General features: G+C 71.8%; 9 protein-coding genes. 8 read left to right on the plus strand and 1 reads right to left on the minus strand.

Annotation, left to right across the window (positions count from 1 at the left end; translation table 11 throughout):
* Positions 1 to 76 precede the first annotated feature (76 nt).
* Entirely contained in the window at positions 77 to 679 is a 603-nt protein-coding gene (locus tag HPY32_RS01615) for a TetR/AcrR family transcriptional regulator (RefSeq protein ID WP_067582427.1), read from the minus strand.
* Positions 680 to 1259: 580 nt separating this feature from the next.
* Here HPY32_RS01615 and HPY32_RS01620 point away from each other — a divergent pair.
* The 8 genes from HPY32_RS01620 to HPY32_RS01655 are packed head-to-tail and all read left to right on the plus strand — an operon-like array spanning position 1260 to position 24462.
* Positions 1260 to 2078 (plus strand): CPBP family intramembrane glutamic endopeptidase, encoded by an 819-nt coding sequence (locus HPY32_RS01620; RefSeq protein WP_171982686.1) that lies wholly within the window; start codon positions 1260 to 1262, stop codon positions 2076 to 2078.
* A 12-nt stretch (positions 2079 to 2090) separates the two neighbouring features.
* Positions 2091 to 5336 carry a type I polyketide synthase gene (locus HPY32_RS01625; protein ID WP_156674148.1) on the plus strand — a complete coding sequence of 1082 codons (3246 nt, stop codon included), beginning with the start codon at positions 2091 to 2093 and terminating at the stop codon, positions 5334 to 5336.
* On the plus strand, positions 5320 to 11166 hold the full coding sequence (locus tag HPY32_RS01630) for a condensation domain-containing protein (protein WP_171982687.1): 5847 nt from the start codon (positions 5320 to 5322) through the stop codon (positions 11164 to 11166). Before HPY32_RS01625 ends, HPY32_RS01630 begins: the two co-directional genes overlap by 17 nt.
* A gap of 2 nt (positions 11167 to 11168) precedes the next feature.
* The gene (locus HPY32_RS01635) at positions 11169 to 14294 is read left to right on the plus strand and encodes a type I polyketide synthase (protein WP_171982688.1); all 3126 of its coding nucleotides are present in this window, start codon (positions 11169 to 11171) and stop codon (positions 14292 to 14294) included.
* Positions 14287 to 19968 carry a non-ribosomal peptide synthetase gene (locus HPY32_RS01640; protein WP_067582440.1) on the plus strand — a complete coding sequence of 1894 codons (5682 nt, stop codon included), beginning with the start codon at positions 14287 to 14289 and terminating at the stop codon, positions 19966 to 19968. Before HPY32_RS01635 ends, HPY32_RS01640 begins: the two co-directional genes overlap by 8 nt.
* Positions 19965 to 21743 carry a fatty acyl-AMP ligase gene (locus HPY32_RS01645; RefSeq protein WP_082870907.1) on the plus strand — a complete coding sequence of 593 codons (1779 nt, stop codon included), beginning with the start codon at positions 19965 to 19967 and terminating at the stop codon, positions 21741 to 21743. Before HPY32_RS01640 ends, HPY32_RS01645 begins: the two co-directional genes overlap by 4 nt.
* Positions 21740 to 22696 carry a cysteine peptidase family C39 domain-containing protein gene (locus HPY32_RS01650; RefSeq protein ID WP_067582447.1) on the plus strand — a complete coding sequence of 319 codons (957 nt, stop codon included), beginning with the start codon at positions 21740 to 21742 and terminating at the stop codon, positions 22694 to 22696. The genes HPY32_RS01645 and HPY32_RS01650 overlap by 4 nt, the downstream gene beginning before the upstream one ends.
* A gap of 2 nt (positions 22697 to 22698) precedes the next feature.
* On the plus strand, positions 22699 to 24462 hold the full coding sequence (locus HPY32_RS01655) for an HAD-IIIC family phosphatase (RefSeq protein ID WP_067582451.1): 1764 nt from the start codon (positions 22699 to 22701) through the stop codon (positions 24460 to 24462).

The following is a 24462-nucleotide window of genomic DNA, read 5'->3' on the forward strand; positions in this document are numbered from 1 at the left end:
GCGTGCCGGGACCATGAGGTGGGAGCTGCTGAGCTACTCCATGATCCCGGCGTGTTTTTGGCCGGGATCTTCTCTTTCAACTGGTCAAGCTCGGCCAGAGGGTGGTGGCGACGCGGTCGGCGAGGTCGGGGGAGACCTCGCCGGAGCGGAGGTAGTCGGCCAGGTATGAGCCGTAGCAGAGGGTGCAGACGGTGTCGATGTCGAGGTCGGCGCGGATGTCGCCACGGTGTTGCAAGGCGCGCAGCGCGTCGGCGAATCGGGCCAGGCGCGGGCCGATGGCGCGCTCGCGCACCACGGCGACCAGCTCCGGATTGTGGGCCTCCTCGGCGAGGATCGAGCCCAGCAGGCGCAGTGGGCGGCTGCTGGACGCCGTGGGATCGAGCCGGCGCAGCGCCGTCCGCAGGCCGTCGATCCCGGCCGGGCCCGCCGGGTCGGGGCCCGCGCCGCCGGGTGCGTCCGTGGCGAGGCTGAAATCCAGTGCGGCGCTGACCAGTTCGCGCTTGCTCGGCCAGCGGCGGTAGACGGTGGGTTTGGTGACCCCGGCGTCGCGGGCGATGTCGGCGACGCTCATCCGGGAGTAGCCGTCGGCGGCGAGCCGATCCAGGGTCGCCCGCAGGATGGCCCGCTCCACGGCGGGGTCCCGGGGGCGGCCCCGCCCCCGCGCGGGCTGTTCACTCACGGTTCTCCTCGGCCGACGATTTACTTACCGGTTGCGGAAACGAACGGATCGTAGCAATCGGGGTCCGCGCGGGGCCGCCGCGGTGTGATCGTGGCGACCGGAGAAGTTGAACTCGAGACGATTCGAATCCTGCTCCGGAGAGCGGTGTCGGAGGCATGCTGTGGTCCGGCCCACCGAATTCCGGCATCGGTTAATTTTTAGCTATCTGACGCGTCCAGGTTGGAACGATGCAGATTCACTCTGCAACACGTTGGCTACCTTCGCTTAAAGCTCCCAAATCGGACATTGATTCGAATTTGCATCCGATTGAAGCTGCAAGTATCAGGTGCCCGAGGTCACAGCAGGTCGCTATTGCTCCGGTAGACAGTACTTCCAGGTGGTAGTACTGTCCCTGCATGTCGACGACGTCCCGTAGTGGCTACATATTCCCGGCGCCTTATATGTCGGCCGCCCCGGTGAATGATCGGCGATGCGCAAGTGAATAAAAGGTGAACCGGTCTCCAGCGTCGTCGGCCCGCTTCACCCTGGCAATTTTTCGAGCAGAGCAGTACCGATCGGATTGTCGATGAAAATCTTCTGCGTGTTGTTCCTGTTGTATCTCGTTGTCGCGGAGTCGTACTTCGAGATACATTCCGTCCGTAAATTCACCCAGGAATTCGGTGGGCGCTCCGATGCGCGCATCCGGCTGTACCAGGGTGGCGTGGCTCGCACCTGGCTGGCCCTGGCCGCCGTTTTCGTCGCCTTCGCGGCGAGCGGGACCTCGTTGACGAAGCTCGGTCTGGGGGGATTCGATACCGCGGTTTTCCGGCACTTCACGCCCGTCGAGAAGGTCGTCGCGCTGGCGATCGCCGTCGTGTACGTGGGTTATCTGCTGATCCCCGCTGTGGTGCCGCTCACCGGGCGCGCCGGGCGCGAGTTCATCGCCCGCAAGATCGAGTACGTCGTGTTCATCACGCCCGCTAATCGGTCCGAGCGGTTCTGGTGGATCATGAATTCGCTGAGCACCCCCGCCGAGGAGATCGTCTATCGCGGATTCACGATCTACGCGGTCGACCTGCTGTTCCCGAATTTGCCGTTCTGGGTGCTGATCATCCTCGCCGCCGGTGTCGTCGACGGTCTGCGGCACGCATTCCGCCCGATGGTCTCATTGCAGGTGATATTCGGTGGTGTCGCCCTGGCGCTGCTCTATCAGATGACCGGCTCGCTGTGGCTGACGATTGCGGTAAAGCTGTTCCACGACTTCCGGGTGCTGGCATTTCCGCTCGATCTGGCGCGGCGGAATCTGGCCGAGAAAGGTCTTTCGGAAATCCCCGGGAAAACGTCCGAACCCACCCCTGCTGCGGTCGGCGATGTCCCGACTGCCAACGGCTCGGCCGGGAGCTCGGTTACCACGCGGTGAAGGTGCTTTTGAATGTCTACAGAGGTAGCTCGTCACTCCGCTGACGAGATCAGTTCCTTCATCGTTGCGACCCTCGGAGAATTGCTGGACACGGTACCGGAGGAGATCGCGCTCACCGAGCCGTTCGCGAGCTTCGGGCTCACCTCCGCGCTCGCCGTGATCCTGGTGGGCCGGGTCTCGACCTGGCTGGGCCGGACGCTGCCGCCCGATCTGCCCTGGGAGTTCCCCACCGTCCAGGAGATGGCCGAGGGGCTGGCGGGCGGCCCGCACGCCGACGCGGCGGACGCGGCCGAACCGGTCGCGCAGCGGCCGCGCGGCGCGCAGGAGCCGATCGCCGTCATCGGCATCGGCTGCGCGGTGGGCGACCGCCGCGGACCCGAGCAGCTGTGGGAAACCCTGTGGCAGGGCACGGAATTGGTGGGCGAGATGCCCGAGCACCGGCGCGGCGGCGCGCAACCGCGGCCGCGGTTCGGCTCCTTCCTGCCTGATCCGTATGCCTTCGACGCCAAATACTTCGGCATCTCCGCCGAAGAGGCGGCGTACATGGATCCGCAGCATCGGCTGCTGGCCGAGACCGTGGCCGACGCCCTGGCCGACGCCGGGCTGCCCGCGGAGCGGCTGGCGGGCACGCCGACCGGCACGTTCGTCGGCATCAGCGCCGGTGAGAACGCGCGCAGCCTGGGCGAGGGCACCTCGATCGCGGCGGTCACCGGCAATGCGGGCAGCATTGCGGCAAACCGGCTCTCGTACCTGTACGACCTGCGCGGGCCCAGCATCAGCGTGGACACCGCCTGCTCGTCGTCGCTGGTCGCCGTGCATCTGGCGCTGCGCAGCCTGAACGACGGCGACTGCGAGCTGGCCCTGGTCGGCGGGGTGAACCTGACCCTGGAGCCGAGCGTCACCGACTCGCTGGCCGAGGCCGGGATGCTCGCGCCCGACGGCCGCTGCAAGACCTTCGACGAGCGCGCCGACGGCTATGTCCGCGGCGAGGGCTGCGCGGCGGTCGTGCTCAAGCCGCTGGCGCAGGCCGAACGCGACGGCGATCGGGTCTACGCCGTGCTGCTGGGCAGCGCCGTCAATCAGGACGGCCGCACCAACGGGCTCACCGCGCCCAACTATCGCTCCCAGGTCGAGGTGCTGCGGCGCGCCTACCGGCGGGCCGGGGTGCGCCCGGGCGACGTGCAGTACATCGAATCGCACGGCACCGGAACCGCTCTCGGCGACGCCGTGGAGGCGCGCGCCCTGGGGACCGTGCTCGGCGAGGACCGGGGCGGCGACCGGGCGCTGGTGGGCTCGGTCAAGACCGTGGTCGGCCACCTCGAGGCCGCCGCCGGACTGATGGGCTTGGTCAAGACCGCGCTGGCGCTGCACCACGGGCAAGTTCCCGGCAACCTCAATTTCGAGCGGCCCAGCAGCCACATCGCCTTCGACGATCTGCCGTTCACCGTCGCCGCCGAGAACACCGCGTGGCCGGATCGGACGGGTCCGGCGCTGGCCGGGGTGAGCTCGTTCGGCTTCGGCGGCACGAACGCGCACGCCGTGCTGACCGCCGCGACGCCCGCCCCGGCCGCCGCCGTGCCCGCGTCCGCCGAGAAGCCCCGGCTGTTCGGCATTTCCGGGCGCAGCGAGCAGGCGACGCTGGCGCAGGTCGACGACTGGCTCGCGCTGCTGGACGGTGCGAACCCGCTGGACCTGGCCGCCCTGTCGCACGCCTCCACCGCGCGCGGGAGTCATCATCCGTACCGGGTCGCCGTGGTCGCCACGCGGCCGGAGGACCTGCGGCAGCGGCTCGCGGCCGTCTCCGGCGGCTCGCTGCCGCTGGGGGCCGCCGCGGGCCGGGTGCCGCGCGGCGGTGCGGGCCGGATCGGGTTCCTGTTCAGCGGTCAGGGCAATCAGTGGCTCGGCATGGGCCGCACCCTGATTCGGCGGCAGCCGGTGTTCCGGGACGCGCTGCGCGCGGTCGACCGCGAGCTGCGGCCGCTGCTCGGCTGGTCGCCGTTCGCGATCATCGACCGGGGCCGCGACGCCGAGGCGCTCGCCGACACCGCGACCGCGCAGCCGCTGATCTTCGCGCTGCAGATCGCGCTGACCGAGCTGTGGCGGTCGTGGGGCGTCGTCCCGGGCGCCGTCGCCGGGCACAGCGTCGGCGAGGTCGCGGCCGCGCACGTGGCCGGGGTGCTCGACCTGCCGACCGCGGCGCGCATCATCGCCGCCCGGGCCGCGACCACCGCCACCCTGCGCGGCAACGGCAGCATGGCCGTGGTCAACCTGCCCGCCGACGAGCTGGAACCGCTGCTGCCGCACCATGTTTGGATCGCCGGGCACAACGCCCCGCGGTGGACGCTGGTGTCCGGCGTGGCCGACGGGGTGGAGGCGCTGGTGGCCAGGCTGGAGGCCGACGGCGTGCTGACCCGGCGGCTGCCCGGCGAGTACGCCTTCCACTCGCCGCTGATGCGGGAGTGCCTGGATCGGTTCGCGGCCGAGATGCCCGCGGTGGCGGCGGCCGAGGCGCGAATCCCGTTCTACTCCACCGTTACCGGCGACCGGGTGGACGGCGTCGCGCTCGGCACCGACTACTGGCCGGATCAGGTGCTGCGCCCGGTCGCCTTCGCGGAGGCGACCGGCGCGATGGTCGACGCGGGCGTGGCGACGTTCGTGGAGCTCGGGCCGCATCCGGTGCTCGGCGGGATGGTGAAAAGCGTGCTGCGGCACCGGGATCGGTCCGGTATCGCGGTGCCGTCGCTGGCGCGCGATCTCGACGATCTGGAGGTGCTGCTGTCGTCGGTGGCCGAGCTGCATGTGCGCGGGCACGAGATCGACTGGACGGCACTGGATTCCGGACACAAGCCGGTGGTTCGCCTGCCGCTGTACCCGTTCGAGCGCACCTCGTACCGGCTGGTCGCGGGCGAGCCGCGGATCGAGCAGGCGGCGGTGGCGCAGCGGCACACCGGGCTGTTCGACGACGATGCCGATTTCGTCGCGCCGCGTACCGAATACGAGCAGTTCGTCGCCGAGATGTGGGCGGAGCTGCTGGGGCTGGAGCGGATCGGGGTCTTCGAGAACTTCTTCCGCATCGGCGGGCATTCGCTGCTCGCCACCCGGTTCGTCCGCCGGGTCCGCGAGCTGTTCGACATCGAGTTCCCGCTCCGGCTGGTCTTCGAGGAGCCGACCGTCGCCCGGGTGGCGACGGCGTTGGAGGAGCTGCTCGTCGAGCAGGCCGATGCGTTGTTGGAGAACGAACATGAACTCACCAGCTAGTAACCTGGCCCTGGCCAAACTGCGCGAGAAGCGCGCGGCGGGCATCGGCGCCCAGGGAATTCCCGCCCGCACCGGGACCGGCCCGTTCCCGGCCACCCCGGCGCAGCGCGGCATCTGGCTGCACGAGCAGCTGGCGGCCAACGACGCGCTCTACCATGTGCCGCTGGGCATTCGGATCACCGGCGAGCTCGACGTCGACGCGCTGCACACCGCCGCCTCGGCCGTGGTGGCCGAGCAGCACGCGCTGCGCACGGTCTTCACCGAGGCGGCCGGGCTGCGCGGCGAGGTCGTCGACGACGTCGAGATCGACTGGGAGACACACGATCTGCGCCTCGTTCCGGAGGCGGTGCGGCCGCAGGCCCTGGACGAGCTGTTGACCACGGTCTCCACCGCCCGGTTCGATCTGGTCGGCGGGCGGCCGGTGCGGTGGGCGCTGATCCGCCTCGGCGCGACCGACTGGCTGCTCGCCGTGGTCGCCCACCACCTGGTGCTGGACGGGCTGTCGATTCCGGTGCTCATCGAGCAGCTGTGGTCGGCCTACGGCGGGCTGCGCTCGGTGGCCATGCCGACGCTGACCCCGGTGCGGCAGTACGCCGATTTCGCGGAGTGGATCGACCGGCAGCCGCCGCGCACGGCCGCGATCGAGCGGCGGGCCGGGCTGGTGCGCGGGGTGCCGCCGCTGGATCTGTCCGTCGGCCGTCCGCGCCCGCCGCGGGTCGGCAACGACGGCGCCAAGGTGCAGCTGCCGGTGCCGCCCGAGACCACGGCCGCCGTGCGCGAAGCCGCTGCGGCGCACGGTGTTCCGCCGTTCGTGTTCCTGCTCGCCTGCTATCAGCTGGCACTGGCCGCGCACACCGGCCGGGACGACTTCGCCGTCGGCATCCCGATGGCGGCCCGCCCGTACGACGAACTCGCCCGCACCATCGGGCATTTCGTGAACACCGTGCCGGTGCGCTCGGTCCTCGCCGCCGGGCAGTCGTTCGCGGAACTGCTGCGCGCCACCCGCGACAGCGCGCTGGCCGCCTACGAGGACGAGACCGTCCCGTTCGAGGGCATTATCGAAACCCTCGGCGGGCCATGGGATCCGCGGTACAGCCCGGTGTTCCAGGTGCTGTTCGTCCAGCAGCGCCTGGAGCGCCCCGATCTGAGCTCGCTGGGCCTGAGCGTGGACTGGCACCCGATCGACACCGGCGCCACCCTGTACGACCTGGTCCTGCACGTCGCCGAGGCGGGCGACGACCTGGTCTGCGAAACCACCTTCAACACCGCGATTCTCGACGAACCCGCCGCCCGCCGCCTCACGGGTGACCTGATCACCCTGGCGGCCACGGCGGCCGCCGACCCGACCATTACGGTCGCCGACCTGCTCCGCACCACCCCGCACCACCACCTGCTGATCCAGGTCGCGACCCCCGGCGGCGAGGAAGTGTCCGCCGGGCTGGCCGAGGCGTTGTACCGGGGCGGTGTGCCCGCACGGGTTGTGGCCGAGAGCGCCGATGCCTCCGTGGGTTCCCCTGGCGATTCCGGCGTGCTTTTGGCCGGAATCCGCTCTGCTGCGGGAGATCCCGGCCAAAAGCATGCCGGGATCACGGGTGAGGGTGCCGGGATCGCGGGTGAGCATGCCGGGGTCGCGGGTGAGGGTGCCGGGATCGCGGGTGAGCATGCCGGGGTCGCGGGTGAGGGTGCCGGGATCGCGGGTGAGCATGCCGGGGTCGCGGGTGAGGGTGCCGGGATCGCGGGTGAGCATGCCGGGGTCGCGGGTGAGGGTGCCGGGATCGCGGGTGAGCATGCCGGGGTCGCGGGTGAGCGCGCCGGGATCGCGGGTGAGCATGCCGGGGTCGCGGGTGAGCGCGCCGGGGTCGCGGGTGAGGGTGCCGGGGTCACGGGTGAGCGCGCTGGAGTGACGGGCGGGACTCCTGCTGGCGTGCTCGGCGAGGTGCGCGCGGTGGTGGGGGAAGGTGCAGTGCCGCAGGGTCGTAGCGATCTTATTGTGGTGGGGGCGGGGTTTGTCGAGGGGGACGAGGGGGCTGCTGTCGAACTGGCCGAGGAGTGCACTCGGGCTGGGGTGGGGCTGGTTGTGCTTGTGCCGAAGGGGGTCGAGGTTGCGCCTGTGCTTGCGGCGCAGGGTGTGATTGTCGAGGTGGAGGGGGACGGGGACTCGTACGGGCTCGGGTGGGGGATCGGGCGGCGGGTGCTGTCGTGGGCGGGGGCGGGTGGTCCTGCCGGGTTGGCTCCCGCGGTGGCGGCCTGGTTGGCGCAGCAGGCGGCCGTGGAGGTTTCGGAGGAGCCGGAACGGGTTGCGGCGCAGGGGGATTCGGCGGTCGAGTTCGAGTCGCCGAATGGGCCGGTGGAGACTCGGCTGGCGGAGTTGTGGGCTCGGGCGCTCGAGGTGCCTGTGGTCGGGCGGCATGATGATTTCTTCCTGCTGGGTGGTACCTCGCTGGGGGCTACCCGGTTGTTGTCGCAGGTGCTCGACGAGTTCGGTGTGACCGTGTCGTTGCGGGAGTTGTTCGAGCGGCCCACCGTTGCCCAGGCGGCATCGCTGGTGGAATCGGCGGCGGCGGAGCGGGATTCGGGTGCGGCGCTGGTTGCGGTGGCGCGCGCCGACGGTGAGCCGCTGCCGGTGTCGTATGCGCAGGAGCGGCTGTGGTTCCTGGAGACGTTGGATCCGGGGAACAGCACCTACATCATGCCGGGTGGGCTGCGGTTGCGCGGGAAGGTCGACGTGCGCGCGCTGGAAGTGGCGCTGGCGCTGGTGGAGCGGCGGCACGAGGTGCTGCGCACGGTCTACCGCACCACCGATGACGGGCAGCTGCGTCAGATCGTGCGGCCGCACGCCGCGCGCCCGCTGCCGTACACCGACCTGTCCGACCTGGCCGCCCCCGACCGCGAACGGGCCGAGAACGAGCTCGCCGCGACGGTGTACACCGCGCCGTTCGATCTGGCCGAGGGCCCGGTGTGGCGCTACCACCTGGTCGAGACCGGGCCCGACGAGTACCTGCTGATGATGGCCCTGCACCACATCGTCTGCGACGGCTGGTCCATCGCGGTGCTCAGCCAGGAGGTGTCCGCGCACTACCGGGCGCAGCTGTCCGGCCTCGACGCCGAATTGCCGCCGCTGGCGGTGCAATACGCGGATTACGCGCAGTGGCAGCGGGACAGCGCCGACCACCTGGACGCGCAGCTCGAGCACTGGCGAGACACCCTCACCGGCGCGCAGATCACCGAGATCCCCGGCGACCGCCGCCGCCCGGCGCGGCGCACCTCGCGCGGTGCGGTCGAGCGCGGCACGCTCGATCCGGAGCTCATGGCCGCGGTCCGCCGGATCGCCGCCGACCGGGGCGTCACGAACTTCGCGGTGCTGCTGTCGGCCTTCTACGCCATGCTGCACCGCTACACCCGCCAGCAGGACCTCATCGTGGCCTCGCCCATCGCGGGCCGCACCCGCTCGGCGACCGAACCGCTGGTGGGCTGCTTCCTCAACACGCTCGCGCTGCGCACCGCGGTCGATCCGGAGGAGCCGGGCACCGAGCTGGTGGCGCGGGTCGGCCGGGTGGTGCTCGCGGCGCACGAGAACCAGGAGTGCCCGTTCGAACGGGTGATCGCGGCCCTGGTGCCCAACCGGGACATGAGTCGAACCCCGTTGGCGCAGATCATGTTCAACTACCTGAACACCCCGCCGCCGGTGCTGGACATGGCCGGGGTGGGCGTGGAGATGGTCGACGCCCCGCGCCGCACCGCCAAGATGGACCTGGACCTCACCGTCGACGAGACCGGCGGCGACATCCGGCTCAGCCTCGAATACAGCACCGACCTCTACGACGCCGACACCGCGCGCCGGTTGCTGCGGCACTACGTCGGCGCGCTCACCAGCCTGGTCGAGGACCCGCGGCGGCCCGTCGGGCACATCGCCCTCGGCGAGCCCGAGCACCCCGCGCCCGCCTGGGAACTGCCCGGCGCGGCCGTGGTCCCCGATCCGGAACCGGGCGAGTCGCTGGCCGACCGGCTCGCGCAGGTGGCCCGAACCCGCGGCGGCGCACCGGCATTGAGCAACGACGAGCGCCGCGCCAGCTACGCCGAACTCGACGCGCTGGCCGACCACGCCGCCCACATGCTGCTGGGCGCGGGCGCGGCCGACGGCGGCGTCGCCCTGCTCTATGACCACACGCCGGAGAGCTTCGTGGCCGTCTGGGCGGCCGTGCGGGCCGGGGTGCCGTACATGCCGCTGGATCCGCGCGCCCCGCAGGCGCGGCTCACTGAGATCCTGGCGGAGGCGAAAGTCGGTGTGGTGCTGTGCGATCCGTCGCTGGTCGACACCGCCCGCGCCATCGCGGGACCGGCGCGCATCCTGCCCGTGGCGGCGCGCACCGGCGAGGCGCACCTGTCTCCCGGGCCCATCCCGCACGTCGCTGTCGGCGCGACCGCCGACCGCCCGGCCTACGTCACCTACACCTCCGGCTCCACCGGGCGGCCCAAGGGTGTGGCGCAGAGCTCGCAGGCCGCTCTGGCACATGCGATCTGCTACGCGCAGCGACTGCGGATCGGGCCGGACGACATCGTCGCCGCGCCCGCGCGCTACACCTTCGACGCCGGGATCCTGAATTCGTTCGGCGCGGCGGTGGCCGGGGCCGAACTGCACGTGATCGACCCGCACCTGTTCACCCCGGCCGCGCTGCGCACCGAGATCGACAGCGCCGGGGTGACCGTGCTGCACTGCACGCCGACGCTGTTCCGCTACCTGCTCAGCGACGCCGCCGAACCCTGGCTGCCGCCGCGGATTCGGGTGGTCGGGCTCGGCGGCGAGGAAGTGGTGCGCGGCGACGTCATCGACTTCGGCCGCCACTTCGGGCCCGACTGCCGGTTGGTGAGCCTGTACGGGCCCACCGAATGCTCGGTGGCGCTGCAACATCTGGTGACCGCCGCCGACGCGGACGGCGCGGGGGTGCCGATCGGCTTCCCGGTCGACGGCGTGGAGGTCGATCTGGTCGACGAAAGCGGCCGCCCCACCGAGGTTTTCGGCGAACTGGTGCTGCGCAGCCCGCGCGTCGCGCTCGGCTACTGGGAGCGGCCCGAGTTGACCGAGGCCGTGTTCGGCGTCGGCCCCGACGGCGTCCGGTACTACCGCACCGGCGATCTGGCGCGGCGCAGCACCGACGGGCGGCTGATCTTCGTGGGCCGCAAGGATCGTCAGGTCAAGATTCGCGGGCACCGCGTGGAACCCGGCGAGGCCGAGACCGCGCTGCGCTCGCATCCGACCGTCGGCGAGGCCGCCGTGGTGCTCGACCGCGAGGCCACCGAGCCGCGGCTGGTCGCCTACCTCACCCAGGACGGGCCGCTGGAGCCGGACTACAGCGAGCTGGCGGCGTATCTGCGAACCCGCCTGCCGGACTACATGATTCCGTCGGCGTACCAGGTGCTTCCGGCGCTGCCGCGCGGCCTCACCGGCAAGCTGGACCAGAACCGGCTGCCCCGCATCGCCCCCGCCGCCGCGGCCGAGTTCGTGCCGCCGCGCACCGACCTGGAACGGGTGGTGGCGCAGGTGTGGTCGGAGGTGCTCGACCGCGAGGTCGGGCTGGGACAGAACTTCTTCGACCTCGGCGGGCACTCGCTGGCCCTGGCCCGCGCCCGCGGCCTGCTGGAACGGCGGCTGGGCGTGCAACTGGCCATGACCGACCTGTTCGCCGCGCCGACGGTCGAGGATCTGGGCCGCCTGCTGGCCGGGCGGACCACCCCGCAGGAGGACACCGATCGCGGTCTCGAACGCCGCGCCGCCGCCGCGCGGCGCCGCGCCCACCGCCGGCCGGGCGCCTCGGAGAGTAACGGGAGCTAGGAATGACCGAGTCAGACAACGACTTTCGCATCGCTGTGGTGGGCATGGCCTGCCGCCTGCCCGATGCCGAGACCACCGAGCAGTACTGGCGCAACCTGTGCGCCGGGCACGAATCGGTGCGGCCGCTGCGGTCGGCGGCCATGCCCGCCGAGCCGCCCGCGGGCTACGTGCACGCCGGATCGACGCTGGCCGATCACGACCGCTTCGACGCCGAATTCTTCGAGATGAGCGCGCGCGAGGCACAATTCACCGATCCGCAGCACCGGCTGTTTTTGCTGTGCGCGTGGGAGGCGTTCGAGGACGCGGGCATCGTGCCCGCCGAGAACCCCGCTCCCGTAGGCGTTTTCGCGGGCGCGGGCCTGAGCACCTATCTGCTGCGCAACCTGGTCGCGCACGCCACCCTGTTCGACAGCCCGTCGGCGCAGCTGCACGCGCTGCACGGCAATGCCTCGGACTATCTGGCCAGCAAGGTGTCCTACAAGCTGGACCTGACCGGGCCCAGCGTGGCCGTGCAGTCGGCGTGCTCGACCTCGCTGGTCGCGGTGCACCAGGCGGTGCAGGCGCTGCAGGACTTCCAGTGCGACGTGGCGCTGGCCGGTGGGGCGAGTGTGCAGGTGCCGCACGAGTCCGGCTATGTCTACGAGGAGGGGTCGATCCTGTCCCCGGACGGGCACTGCCGGGCCTTCGACGCCAATGCGGCGGGCACCGTGTTCGGGTCGGGCGTCGGCGCGGTCGTGCTGAAGCGGCTCGGCGACGCCCTCGCCGACGGGGACCGCATCCACGCGGTGATCCTCGGGTCGGCGGTCAACAACGACGGCGGTCGCAAGGTCGGCTACACCGCGCCCGGGATCGCCGGGCAGCGGGCCGTCATCCGGGAGGCGCTGTCGGTGGCCGGAATCGGGGCCGACACCATCGGCTACGTCGAGGCGCACGGCACCGGCACCCGGCTCGGCGATCCCATCGAGGTGGCGGCGCTGACCGCCGCCTATCGCGAACACACCGACGCGGCACAGTATTGCGCGCTGGGTTCGGTGAAAACCAATGTGGGGCACCTGAATTCGGCGGCCGGTGTGGCCGCGTTCATCAAGGCGGTGCTGTCGGTGCGCGAGGGCGCGATCCCGCCGAGCCTGCACTTCACCCGGGCCAATCCCGAGATCGACTTCGCGGCCAGCCCGTTCTTCGTCAATACCGCGCTGCGCCCGTGGCAGAGCGAGGTGCGCCGGGCGGCGGTGAGCGCCTTCGGCATCGGCGGCACCAATGCGCACGTGATCGTCGAGCAGCCGCCCGCCCCCGTCGCGGAGCCCGCGGCGACCGGGCCGCGCGCCCTGCCGATCTCGGCCCGCACCGCCGGGGCCGCCGACCGGCTCGCGGCGCGGCTGGCCGATCATCTCGACGGGACGGGCCGGGACCTGGCCGCGGTGGCGCGCACGCTGGACCGCGGGCGGCGGCGCTTCCCGCATCGGCGCCTGGTGGTCGCCTCGACGGCCACGGAAGCCGCTGCGGCACTGGCACATCCGATCACGGGACAGGCGCTGGCGGCCCCCGCGCCGGTGCTGCTGTTCCCGGGGCAGGGCGTCTCGCTCGGTTCGCTGTTCCCGCGATTGGCGGCGGCGGTCCCGGCGTTCGGCAACCGGTTACGCGAGTGCGGTGAGTTGCTGCGCGAGACGGCCGGATTCGATCTGGACGCGGCGCTGCACGGGCCGGAGGGCACCGAGCAGACGCAGGCGGCCGTGTTCGCGGTGGAGTACGCGCTGGCGGGCATGTGGCGCGAGTTCGGTGTCGAGCCGCGAGAGTTGCTGGGGCACAGCCTCGGTGAGCTGGTGGCCGCCACCCTCGCCGGGGTGTTCGAGCTGCCGGACGCGCTGCGGCTGGTGGTCACCCGCGGCCGGTTGATGGCCGCCGCGCCGCCTGGCGCGATGCTCGCCGTCTCGGTGGGCGCGGAGCAGCTGGCCGAGCTGCTGCCGGAGCAGGTGTGGCTGGCCGCGGACAACTCCCCGACGCGGTGCGTCGTCGCCGGCGGGCAGTCGGCGGTGCAGCGCCTGGCCGAGGAGCTGTCCGGCGGCGGGGTGGCCGGGGCGCTGCTGCCGGTGGGGCACGCCTTCCACACGCCGCTCATGGACGAGGCCGCCGCGCAGTTCGCGGCCGCGGTCGGGGCCGTGCAGCGGCGGGCCCCGCGAGATCCGTTCTGGTCCAACCTGACCGGCGCGCCGATCACCGCCGAGCAGGCCACCGATCCGGACTACTGGGCGCGGCAGATGACCAGCCCGGTGCGCTTCCGCGAGGCGGCGCAGGCGGTGCTGCAACGGAATCCGGGCACCGTCGGGCTCGAGGTGGGGCCGGGCAAGTCGCTGGTGTCGTTCCTGCGCTCGATCGAGCGGTCGACGCCGACGGTGGCCTCGGCCGGTACCGGGTCCGGTGACCGGCCCGCGGCCGATGTGATCGCCGAGGCGGCGGGGCGGCTGTGGGTGTCCGGGGTGGAGGTGGACTTCGGTGCGGTGCATGGGGATTCGGGGCGGGGGCGGGTGGGGTTGCCTACGTATCCGTTCGTGTTGCAGCGGTATTGGATTGATCCGCCTGGGACCGGGGATCCCGGCCAAAAGCATGCCGGGAACAAGGTGGGCGAGCGTGCCTGGAGCATGGGGGGCGAGCGTGCCGGGAGCATGGGGGGCGAGCGTGCCGGGAGCATGGGGGGCGAGCGCGCCGGGAACATGAGGGGCGACGTTGCCGGGACGGGTGAGCGGCCGGGGACGCCTGTGGTGGTTCCTGAAGGATTCGCCGCCGTCGAGGCCGAAACCGCTGAGGATGCCGATGAATTCACCGTGTCCATGCGGGCGCGGGTGGCGGATGTCTGGTATGAGGCGCTGGGGACCGATGACATTGCCGATGATGCCAATTTCTTCGAGGTGGGTGGGGATTCGCTGATGGCGGTGCATGTGGCGACGCGGCTGCGGGCCACGTTCCCGGTGCAGCTGGCCCTGGGGGATCTGTTCGCCCGCCCGACCATTGCCGGAATGGCCGACGTCATTGCCGACGACCTGATCAACCGATTGGACGAGATGTCCGACAGCGAGGTCGAGCTGCTGCTCGACGAGCGCGGCACCACCGAGGAGCGCACCGAAAATGCCTGAGCTGTCCGACATTCGAGGATCGCGGCGGGAACTGCTGCGCCGCTGGGCCGCCGGTCGCGCCGAGCGATCGGGCATCCCGAGGCGGCCCGACCCGGCCGCGGCCGTGCCGCTCTCGGCGGCGCAGCAGCGAATCTGGTTCCTGGAGCAGCTGTTCCCGGGCCGCGCCACCTACACCATGCCGCTGGCGCTGCGCCTGTTCGGCCCGCTCGACGTGGCCGCGGTGCGCGACGCCCTCGCCGTGGTCGTCGCCCGGCACGAGGCGCTGCGCACCACCATCGAACTGCGCGACGGGCTTCCGGTGCAGGTGGTGGGGGAGGCCGGTCCGGTCCGATTCACCGTGGTCGAGCCGGAGGAACTGGACCCCGAGCGGCGCGAGGCCGATGCGCTGGACCGGGTGGATCGGTTCTGCCGCACCGTCTTCGACCTGTCCGGCCCGCTGTTCGAGGTGCTTTTGGTGCGCCTGAGCGCCGACGAGGCGCTGTTCGCCATCGCCATGCACCACATCGTCTCCGACGGCTGGTCGCTGGGCGTGTTCGCGACCGAGCTGATGGCCGCCTACGGCGCGGACGGCGCGTCCGCGCTGCCCGAATTGGCTGTGCAGTACGCCGATTACGCGGAATGGCTGCGCACCCGCGCCGGGCGCGACGAATTCGACGGCGACCTGGACTACTGGCGCGACGTGCTCGGCGACGAGCCGCCGCTGGTGACCTTCCACCCCGATCGGCCGCGCGCCCTGCAACCCGAAAGCCGGGGCGCGCGACTGACATTCACCATCCCGGCGGAGATCTCCACCGGCCTGCGGCGGCTGGCGGGCGAGGTGCGGCGCAACGATCGCCCCGCGACCCTGTTCGTCGCGCTGATGGCGGGATTCAAGGCGCTGCTGCGGTATTACACGGGCGCGGAGGACATTACCGTCGGCACCCCGATCGCCAATCGCACCCGGCCCGAGGTGGAGCCGCTGATCGGGTTCTTCGTCAATGCGCTCGCGCTGCGCACCGATCTGTCGGGCGCGCCGACCTTCCGGGAGCTGCTGGCCCGCGAGCAGGGCGTGGTGTTCGACGCCTTCGACCACCAGGAGGTGCCCTTCGACCTGGTCGTCGAGCACGTTCGCCCGGACCGGGAACTGAGCCACTCGCCGCTGTTCCGGACCGCGCTGGTGCTACAGAACACCGCGCTGCCGGAGCTGAGCGTGTCCGGCATCCGCGCCGAATACCTCGAGGTGCATTCGGCCACCGCGAAATTCGATGTGCTGGTGCAGCTGCGCCCGGTCGGGGACGAGATCGTCGGTGCGATCGAGTACGACACGGACCTCTACGACGAGGCGACCGCGGCGGGGCTGGCCCGGCACTTCGTGGCGCTGCTGGGGGCGGCGGTACAGCGGCCGGATATTCCGCTGGCGGAGTTGGATTTCCTGGAGGACGAGGAGCGCGAGCGGGCGATCGCGGCAGCGCTGCCCGGTGACGATATCGATGCCCCGAATGCCACCCTGCACGAGCTGTTCCGGGCCCAGGCGGCGCGGACGCCGGATGCGGTGGCGGTGACGTTCGGTGACGAGCACACGAGCTATGGCGAACTGGTTGCGGCGGCAAGCGATTTGGCGAGGGTGCTGCGGGGGCGCGGAATTGGGCTGGGTGACTTCGTCGGCATTCATCTGGAGCGGTCCGCCGATGTGGTGGTCGCGATTCTCGCGGTGCTCGAGGCGGGGGCCGCTTATGTGCCGCTGGATCCGATGAATCCGGGGGAGCGGATTTCGTTCATGATCTCGGATTCCGGTGCGCGGCTGGTTATTACGCAGGAGTCGCTGGCGGGGGCGCTGGGGGCGGAGGATGGGCCGGAGCTGCTGGTGGTGGACGGGGAGGTCCCGGCCAAAAGCACGCCGGGACCAAGGGAAGAAGGCACGCCGGGACCAAAGGAAGAAGGCGCGCCGGGGGCAGCGGAAGGCGGATCGTCCGTCGGCCCGCAGGACCCCTGCTATGTCATTTACACCTCCGGCTCCACCGGTGTGCCCAAGGGTGTGGTTATCGAGCACCGGAATGTGGTTCGGCTGTTTTCCGGGACCCGGCGGTGGTTCGATTTCGGGGCGGGGGATGTGTGGACGATGTTCCACTCCTACTCCTTCGATTTCGCGGTGTGGGAGATGTGGGGCGGGCTGTTGCACGGCGGGCGGGTCGTGGTGGTGCCGAGCGAGATCAGTAGGGCCGCGGAGGATTTCGCGGAGTTGGTGGTGCGGGAGGGTGTCACCGTGCTGAATCAGACGCCCTCGGCGTTCCTGCAACTGATTCCGGCGCTGGCGGGGGCGCGGGGGGACGAGCTGGCGCTGCGGTGGGTGGTGTTCGGCGGTGAGGCGCTGGACCTGCCGAGCCTGCGGCCCTGGTTCCAGCGGCACGGCGACCGCGCGCGGCTGATCAATATGTACGGCATTACCGAGACCACCGTGCACGTCACCTATCGCGAGGTGACCGCGGCCGATGTGGATTCCGCGGCGGGCAGCCTGATCGGCGTGCCGCTGCCGGATCTCGGCGTGCTGATCCTGGACCCGGCCGGGCGGCCGGTGCCGGACGGGGTCGCGGGCGAAATGTTCGTCAGCGGCGCGGGTGTCGGTCGGGGATATCTGAATCGCGACGAGCTGACCGCCCAGCGGTTCGTCCGGCACCCGCTGCTCGGCGAGCGGCGGCTGTACCGCACCGGCGATCTCGCCCGCCGCCGCGCCGACGGCGATCTGGAGTACCTGGGCCGCATCGACCATCAGGTGAAGGTGCGCGGGTTCCGGATCGAACTCGGCGAGATCGAGGCCGTGCTCGACGCCCACCCCGGCGTCGAGCAGTCGGTGGTGCTGGCCCGGGAGGACAGCGGCGGAACCGTCGCGCTGGTCGCGTATTTCACGCCCCGCGACCTGTCGGCCGACGAGGATGCCGTGGCCGCCGAACAGGATCAGGTCTCCGACTGGGAGGTGGTGTTCGACAGCACCTACGGGCAGCACCGCGACGATATCGAGTCCGATTTCAATATCACCGGCTGGAACAGCTCCTACACCAATGCCGCCATCCCGGACGAGCACATGCGCGAGTGGGTGGACTCCACCGTCGAGGCGGTGCGCGCGCTGCGCCCGCGCCGCGTGCTCGAAATCGGTTGCGGCACCGGCCTGCTGCTGTCCCGCCTGGCGCCGGACACGGAACGCTACGACGCCACCGACATGTCCTCGACCGCGCTGGCCCATGTCCGCGAGAACATCGCCGCGGGCCTGTCGCAGGTGCGGCTGTTCCAGGGCGCCGCCGATCAACTGCCCGAGGACCTGACCGGACCCTACGACGTCATCCTGATCAACTCGGTGGTGCAGTACTTCCCGAGCGCCGACTACCTGACCCGGGTGCTGGAGGAGGCCGCCGACCTGCTCGGCCCCGACGGCGTGCTCTACGTCGGCGACGTGCGCGACCTGGACCTGCTGCGGGCGTTCCACACCACCGTCGAGATGGCGGCGGCCCCGGCCGCCGGAGCCGCCGAACTGGCCCCCGCCGTCACCGCGGCCTGCGACCGCGACGCCGAATTGCTGCTGGCCCCACAGTATTTCGCCGATATCGCGGCGAATCACCCGAACCTGTCGGGCGCGCGGATCCGGCTGCGGCGCGGCGCGCACCTCAACGAGATGTCGCGGTTCCGCTACGACGCCGTGCTCTACGCGGGCGGCCCGCAGCGGCCGGTGCTGGCCCGGGTCCTGGACCCGGCCACCTCGCCCGCGGCGCTGGCCGACCTGCTCGCCCGCGAGGAGCCGGAGGCCGTCGTGGTCCCGGATGTGGCCGACGCCCGCATCTCCGGCCCGCTGGCCGTGGCCGCCGCCGTGGCCAAGGGGCGCGCCAATGCCGCGGAACTGCGTGCGGCGCTGGCCGATTCGGACGGCGCCAACCCCGAGACCTATCTCGCGCTGGCGGAACGGTCCCCGTACCGGATCGAGGCGATCCGCCGCCCGGCCGGGCGCTTCGACGTGATCGCCACCCGCTGGGACGTGCCGCTCGCGGCCGCCCCCTCCCGGCCCGTGACCTGGCGCGGCGGCCCGGTGACCTCGGACCCGTTGCGGGTCAAGGCCCGCGACGATCTGGCCGTGGCGGTGCGCGCCCACCTGGCGCGGCGGCTGCCGCAGCACATGGTGCCCGCCGGGGTGATGGTGCTGGACCGATTCCCGCTGACCACCAACGGGAAACTGGACCGCCGCGCCCTGCCCGCCCCGGTGCTGCGCCGCAACCCGGTGTCCTACGAGCCGCCGAGAACGCCGCTGGAGCAACGGATCTCGGCCGTCTTCGCGCAGGTGCTGGGCGTGCCGCGGGTGGGTCGCGAGGACAACTTCTTCGACCTGGGCGGGCATTCGCTGCTCGCCGCGCAGCTGGTGCTGCGGCTGAAGGAGACCTTCGACGAGGACATCCCGCTCGGCTCGCTGTTCGCCCGGCCCACCGTGGAGGGCGTGGCGGCGCTGCTGAGCGGCGACACCGCCGCCGGGGAGGTCGTCGACTACGAGGCCGAGGTGCGGGCGATCACCGCCCGCTGGCCCGTCGGTCCGTGGCCGCTGCCCGCGCACGCGCCGACCGGCGCGGTGCTGCTCACCGGCGCGACCGGCTTCGTGGGCGCGTTCCTGCTGCGAGAGCTGCTGAGCCGCACCGACCTTCGGGTGCACTGCCTGGTGCGCGCCGACAGCCGGGCCGCGGCGCTGCGGCGGTTGACGGCGGCGTTCGACGACTACGAGCTGCCGCACGACGGGCTGGACCGGGTCGTCCCGGTGCTCGGCGATCTGGCCGAACCGCGACTGGGCCTGAGCGAGAAGGAGTTCCTGCTGCTGGGCCGCAGCGTGGACGCGATCTACCACAACGGCGCGCACGTGAACTTCGCGCTGCCCTACCGGGTGCTGGAGGCGGCCAATATCACCGGCACCGAGCTGCTGCTCGACCTGGCCCGAAGTGCCGGTGTGCCACTGCATTTCGTGTCCTCGCTGTATGTGCTCGGACCGGGCGACGGGGCCGACGGCCGGGTCGGGAAGCCCGCCCCGCCGCGCGACCCCTCGCAGCTGGCGCTGGGCTATCTGCAAACCAAGTGGGTGGCCGAGCGGCTGGTGTGCGAGGCGGGCGAGCGCGGGCTGCCGGTCGGCGTGTACCGGCTCGGCCGCATCGGTGGCGACAGCGCCACCGGGGCGTGCCAGACCAGCGACTTCTTCTGGCTGCTGGTCAAGGCCAGCCAGGAGGTGGGCCTGGCCCCGGACGTCGACTTCACCGTCGACCTCGCCCCCGCCGACTTCGCCGCCGCCGCGATCGTCGAACTGGCCCGAAACACCGGACCGGGCACGCACATTCACCACGTGCGCAACCCGGCGCCGGGCGCCTTCGCCGACGCCGTCGCCTGGATTCGGGAGGGCGGCTGGGAGATTCGCCTCGCCGGTATCCCCGAGTGGCGCGACGCCGTCGCCGCGCACGCCGCCACCGCGGGCCCGGAGTCGGCCGCCTACCGGGTGCTGAGCCTGCTCGGCGGCGGCGACGGGCTCGCTCCCGCACTGAGTTTCGACGTCGACCCGGCGATCGAGCGGGCCGGGGTGGCCTGCCCGCCGGTGTCGCGCGAGCTGTTCGTCCGCTACCTGGACTACTTCCGCAAGATCGGTTTTCTTGCGCCGCCGTCACGACAGGAGGTCGGAGTATGACCGCGACGTTACCCACTGCACCGGCGGTGCAGTACGAGACCATGATCCACGCGCTGCGCACGCACGCCGAGCGCCGCCCCGACGCGATCGCCTACAGCTTCGTCAACTACCCGGATCCGCAGGACCCGCACGGCGAGACCACCTCGCTGACCTTCCACGAAATGGACCGCGCCGCACGGGCGTTCGCGGCCACCCTGCAACCCATCGCGGAGCCGGGGGAGCGGGCGGTGCTGCTGCTGCCGCCCGGACTGGACTACGTGAAGGCGTTCTTCGGCTGCCTGTACGCGGGCATCATCGCGGTGCCGCTGTTCCCGCCCAGCACTCACAACGCCAACGGCCGACTCGACGCGGTGTGCACCGACGCCGACCCGGCCTGCCTCATCACCACCGACGACGACATGGCTCGGGTGACGAGCTGGCTGGACGCCTCGCCGACCGACTCCACCCGGCTGATCGTGAGCACCGGCGAGGTCGACGACGCCTTCGCCGCCACCTGGGACTGGCCCGACGTCGACCCGGAACAGTCGGCGCTGCTGCAATATACGTCCGGCTCCACCCGCACCCCCGCGGGCGTGATGGTGCCGCACCGCGGCCTGCTGGCCAACGGCCGCCAGGTGTACGACACGCTGGGCCGGGTCGGGCTCGGCAAGGACGACGACCTGGCCTTCGTGAGCTGGCTGCCGCTGTTCCACGACATGGGCCTGATGGTCGGCGTCGTGCTGCCGATCATCGCCGGGCACCAGGTGGTGCAGCTGTCCGCGTCGTCGTTCCTGCGCCGCCCGGAGCGCTGGTTGCAGGCCATCAGCGACGCGCCGCAGCAAACCTTCGCCGCCGCACCGAATCTCGGCTACGAGCTGTGCGCCGAGCGGATCACCGCCGACCAGCGCGCCCGCCTGGATCTGAGCCGCTGGCGCTACGGGCTGGCCGGTGCGGAGCCGGTGCGGGTCGCCACCGTGCACAAGTTCCGCGAGGCGTTCGCGCCGTGCGGGCTGTCGGAGTCGACGCTGTGCGCCGGGTACGGGCTGGCCGAGTCGACGCTCATCGTCTCGGTGAACTGGGAGACCCGCGGCGGCATCCGGATCCTCACCGTGGACCGCGAGGAGCTGGCGAAAGGTGTGGTGGCCGTGACCGATAGCGATGGTGCCGAGGTCGTCGGCGCGGGCTCGGCCGTGCCCGGCACCACGATCGCCATCGTGGACCCCGAGACCCGGGAACTGCTGCCGGAGGGCCGCCTCGGCGAGGTGTGGGTCACCGGCCCGGCCATCGCCAACGGCTACTACAACCGGCCCGAGGAGACCGAGGCCGCCTTCCGCGCCCGGCTGTCGCCGCCGGACGGCACCCACTACCTGCGCACCGGCGACATCGGCTTCCTGCACGACGGTGAGCTGTACCTGACCACCCGGCTCAAGGACCTCATCATCGTCGACGGCCGCAACTTCTATCCGCCGGACCTGGAGGACACGGCAGAGCAGGCGCACGCGCTGGTGCTGCCGGGCCGCTGCTCGGCGTTCGCCGTCACCGAGGGCGACCGGGAGAAGATCGTGGTGCTGGTGGAGGCCCGGTTGCAGGTCGGCACCGAGGAGGGCGCGGCCACCGCCGCCGAACTGCGGAAGGCGGTGCGGCAGGCCATATTCGACGTGCACGAGGTCGGCGTGCACGAGGTGGTGCTGGTCGCCCCGGGCGCGATCCCGCGCACCTCGAGCGGCAAGATCCAGCGCTCGGCCTCGCGGCAGGCATACCTGGACCAATCCCTGCGAGTACTGAGGGCGAAATGAGCACCACCCTGCACACCCACGGCGACAAGCTGACCTGCTTCACCGCCGCACTGGCCGGGGCGCTCGTCGCGCGCGGCGAAACATCGTGGTGGCGGCCGCTGCTCGCGGGCGGGCCGTTCCTGGCGGTGACCCCCGCCGACACCCTGCTGCGCTTCGATCACCACCCCGCCCCGCCGCTGCCCGCGCTCGGGCTGCGGGTCACCGGCGCCGACGACTGGGACACCGCCTACACCGCGATCGCCGAGCGGATCGCCCACGACGGCGCGGCCGTGGTGCTCGGCGACGTGTACCACCTGCCCTGGCAGCGCGGTTACCGGCGCTGGCACGCCCCGCACTGGTTGACGATCGTGGTCGAGACCGGCGGCTGGGTCGCCGCCGACCCGCTCGCCATGACCACCGAACTGGGCCCGCAGGCGGGCACCCGGATGCCGATCCCGGGCCCGAACGAGTTGCGCGAGTGGGCGATCAGCATCGGCGCGGAGGACGCGGTGCCGCGGCTGCGCGAGGAGTCGATGGCCGGTTCCGCCGACATCGCGCCGGGCCGCGCCTACCGCTGGCTCGAACCCGACCCGGATCCGGTGATCGCCCCCGCGCCGCCGGAGCGGCTGGTCGGCCCGGACGCGCTGCGGGCGCTGGCGAGCCGCTACCGATTCGCCCGCGGCGCCGCCGATTTCGAGCAGATCGACGACCTGTGGCAGGCGCTGCGGCAGCGCGAACTGCTGCTGTGGGCGGCCGACCGGGACGCCGACGTGCTCGACGCGGCCGGGCGCGCGCACTGGGAGGACGCGCTCGAACGCTGGCGCGCCCTGCCGCCGCTGCTGCTGCACGCCCGCCTGCGCGCCCGGTCGGGCGGCACCGTCAATACCGCGACCATCGCCGACACCCTGACCGCCCTGGCCGAATTCGAAGATCAGCACCTGGCGTTCGGCGCCCGGCGCACGGAGGAACGGTAATCGTGCACACCCGACTCGCCACCGAACTCGCCCCCGCCGACGGCTACGCCGAGTGGACCCGCCGCGCCGCGGAGGCCGAAACCCTTGCGGCCCAGGGCGTTCCGGTACGGATCGCGCTGCTGGCCAGCTACACCACCGAATTCCTGACCGAGCTGCTGCCGCTGGCCGGGGCCCGCGCCGGTCTCGCCCCGGAGCTGCTGCGCTTCCCGTTCGGGCAGCTGGAACAGGTGCTGTTCGACCCGCAGAGCCCGCTGCGCGAGGGCGATTACGTGGTGCTGTCCGGAACCCACCACGACCTGGTCGACTCGGTGGAGGAGAACGTGCGCCGCTGGGTCGGGCTGTGGGACGCGGCCGCCCGGCTCGGGGTGCGCGCCATCCAGCTCGGCTTCGCGCCCCCGGCCACCGACACCTACGGCCCGGTGGCCTGGCGCACCCCGCAGTCGCGGTCCGGGCTGGTGCGCGCGGTGAACGCGGCGCTCGCCGAGCAGGCGGCGGGCCGGGTGCTCTACATCGACACCGAACAGCTCGCGGCCCAGGTGGGTTTGAGCCGTTGGGAGGATCCGCGCAGCTGGTATCGGGTGCGGCAGCCGTTCGCGCCGGACAGCCTGCCCTGGCTGGCGACCGCGATCGCCGACACCGTCGCCTCCGACCGCGGCCTGTCCGCGCGCTGCGTGGTGCTCGACCTGGACGGCACGCTGTGGGGCGGCATCCTGGGCGAGGACGGCATCGACGGCATCCGCATCGGCACCGGGCCCGACGGCGAGGCGTTCGCCGAATTCCAGCGCTACCTGCGCGCGCTCACCGAGCGCGGCGTGCTGCTGGCGGTGGCCAGCAAGAACGATCGCGACCTGGCGCTGCGGGCGATCGCCGAGGCGCCCGGCATGGTGCTCGGGGTCGACGACTTCACCTGCATCGTCGCCGACTGGCGGCCGAAATCCGAACAGTTGCAAGAGATTTCGGACCGGGTCCGGCTCGGGCTGGGCAGCATGGTGTTCGTCGACGACAATCGCGCCGAATGCGAACAGGTCGCCGCTGCCCACCCCGAGGTGCGCACGGTGACCCTGCCCGCCTCCCCGGCGAAGTTCCCGGCGCTGCTGGCGAGCCTGCCGTGGCTGCATCCCGGATCGCTGTCGGACGAGGACTTCGCGCGGCAGCGTTCCTACCAGGCCCTGGCCGCCGCCGAGCAGCTGGCCACCGGCCGCACGCTCGACGAGTTCCTGGCCGGGCTCCGGATGGAGGCGGTGATCGAGCCGATCAACAGCACCACCATCGATCGGGCCGCGCAGCTGGTGGCCAAGACCAACCAGTTCAACCTGACCACCCGCCGCCACACCCAGACCCAGGTGCTGAAGATCTCCGAGGACCCGCAGTGGTTCTCGGTCACCCTGCGGCTGCGCGACCGGTTCGCCGACCACGGCATCGTGGGCGTGCTGCTGGCCGAGGACCGCGGCGGCGTCGCCGAGATCGACACGCTGCTGCTGAGCTGCCGGGTGATCGGTCGCGGCGCCGAGGACAACCTGCTGGCCGCCGTGGCCGAATGGGCCCGCGCCCGTGGCTGTTCCCGGTTGCTGGGCCGCTATCTGCCGACACCGCGCAACGCGCTGGTGAGCGAGCTGTATCCGAGTCGGGGCTTCGTCGCCGATGCCGACGCCGACACCGCCGGGGGCGAGACCACCGTGGGCTCGCCGTACGGCTACGACCTGACCGACGGGGTCCCACCCCGCAGCCCCCACATCCGAGAGGCGCAACTACATCATGGCCACTGA

The sequence above is a fragment of the Nocardia terpenica genome, assembly GCF_013186535.1.
GTDB classification, from domain to species: Bacteria; Actinomycetota; Actinomycetes; order Mycobacteriales; family Mycobacteriaceae; genus Nocardia; species Nocardia terpenica.

Bases quoted from the DNA above. Each gene is read 5' to 3' on its own strand.
- HPY32_RS01625 (WP_156674148.1), top strand. From the start codon at position 2,091: ATGTCTACAGAGGTAGCTCGTCACTCCGCTGACGAGATCAGTTCCTTC.
- HPY32_RS01630 (WP_171982687.1), top strand. From the start codon at position 5,320: ATGAACTCACCAGCTAGTAACCTGGCCCTGGCCAAACTGCGCGAGAAG.
- HPY32_RS01635 (WP_171982688.1), top strand. From the start codon at position 11,169: ATGACCGAGTCAGACAACGACTTTCGCATCGCTGTGGTGGGCATGGCC.
- HPY32_RS01640 (WP_067582440.1), top strand. From the start codon at position 14,287: ATGCCTGAGCTGTCCGACATTCGAGGATCGCGGCGGGAACTGCTGCGC.
- HPY32_RS01645 (WP_082870907.1), top strand. From the start codon at position 19,965: ATGACCGCGACGTTACCCACTGCACCGGCGGTGCAGTACGAGACCATG.
- HPY32_RS01650 (WP_067582447.1), top strand. From the start codon at position 21,740: ATGAGCACCACCCTGCACACCCACGGCGACAAGCTGACCTGCTTCACC.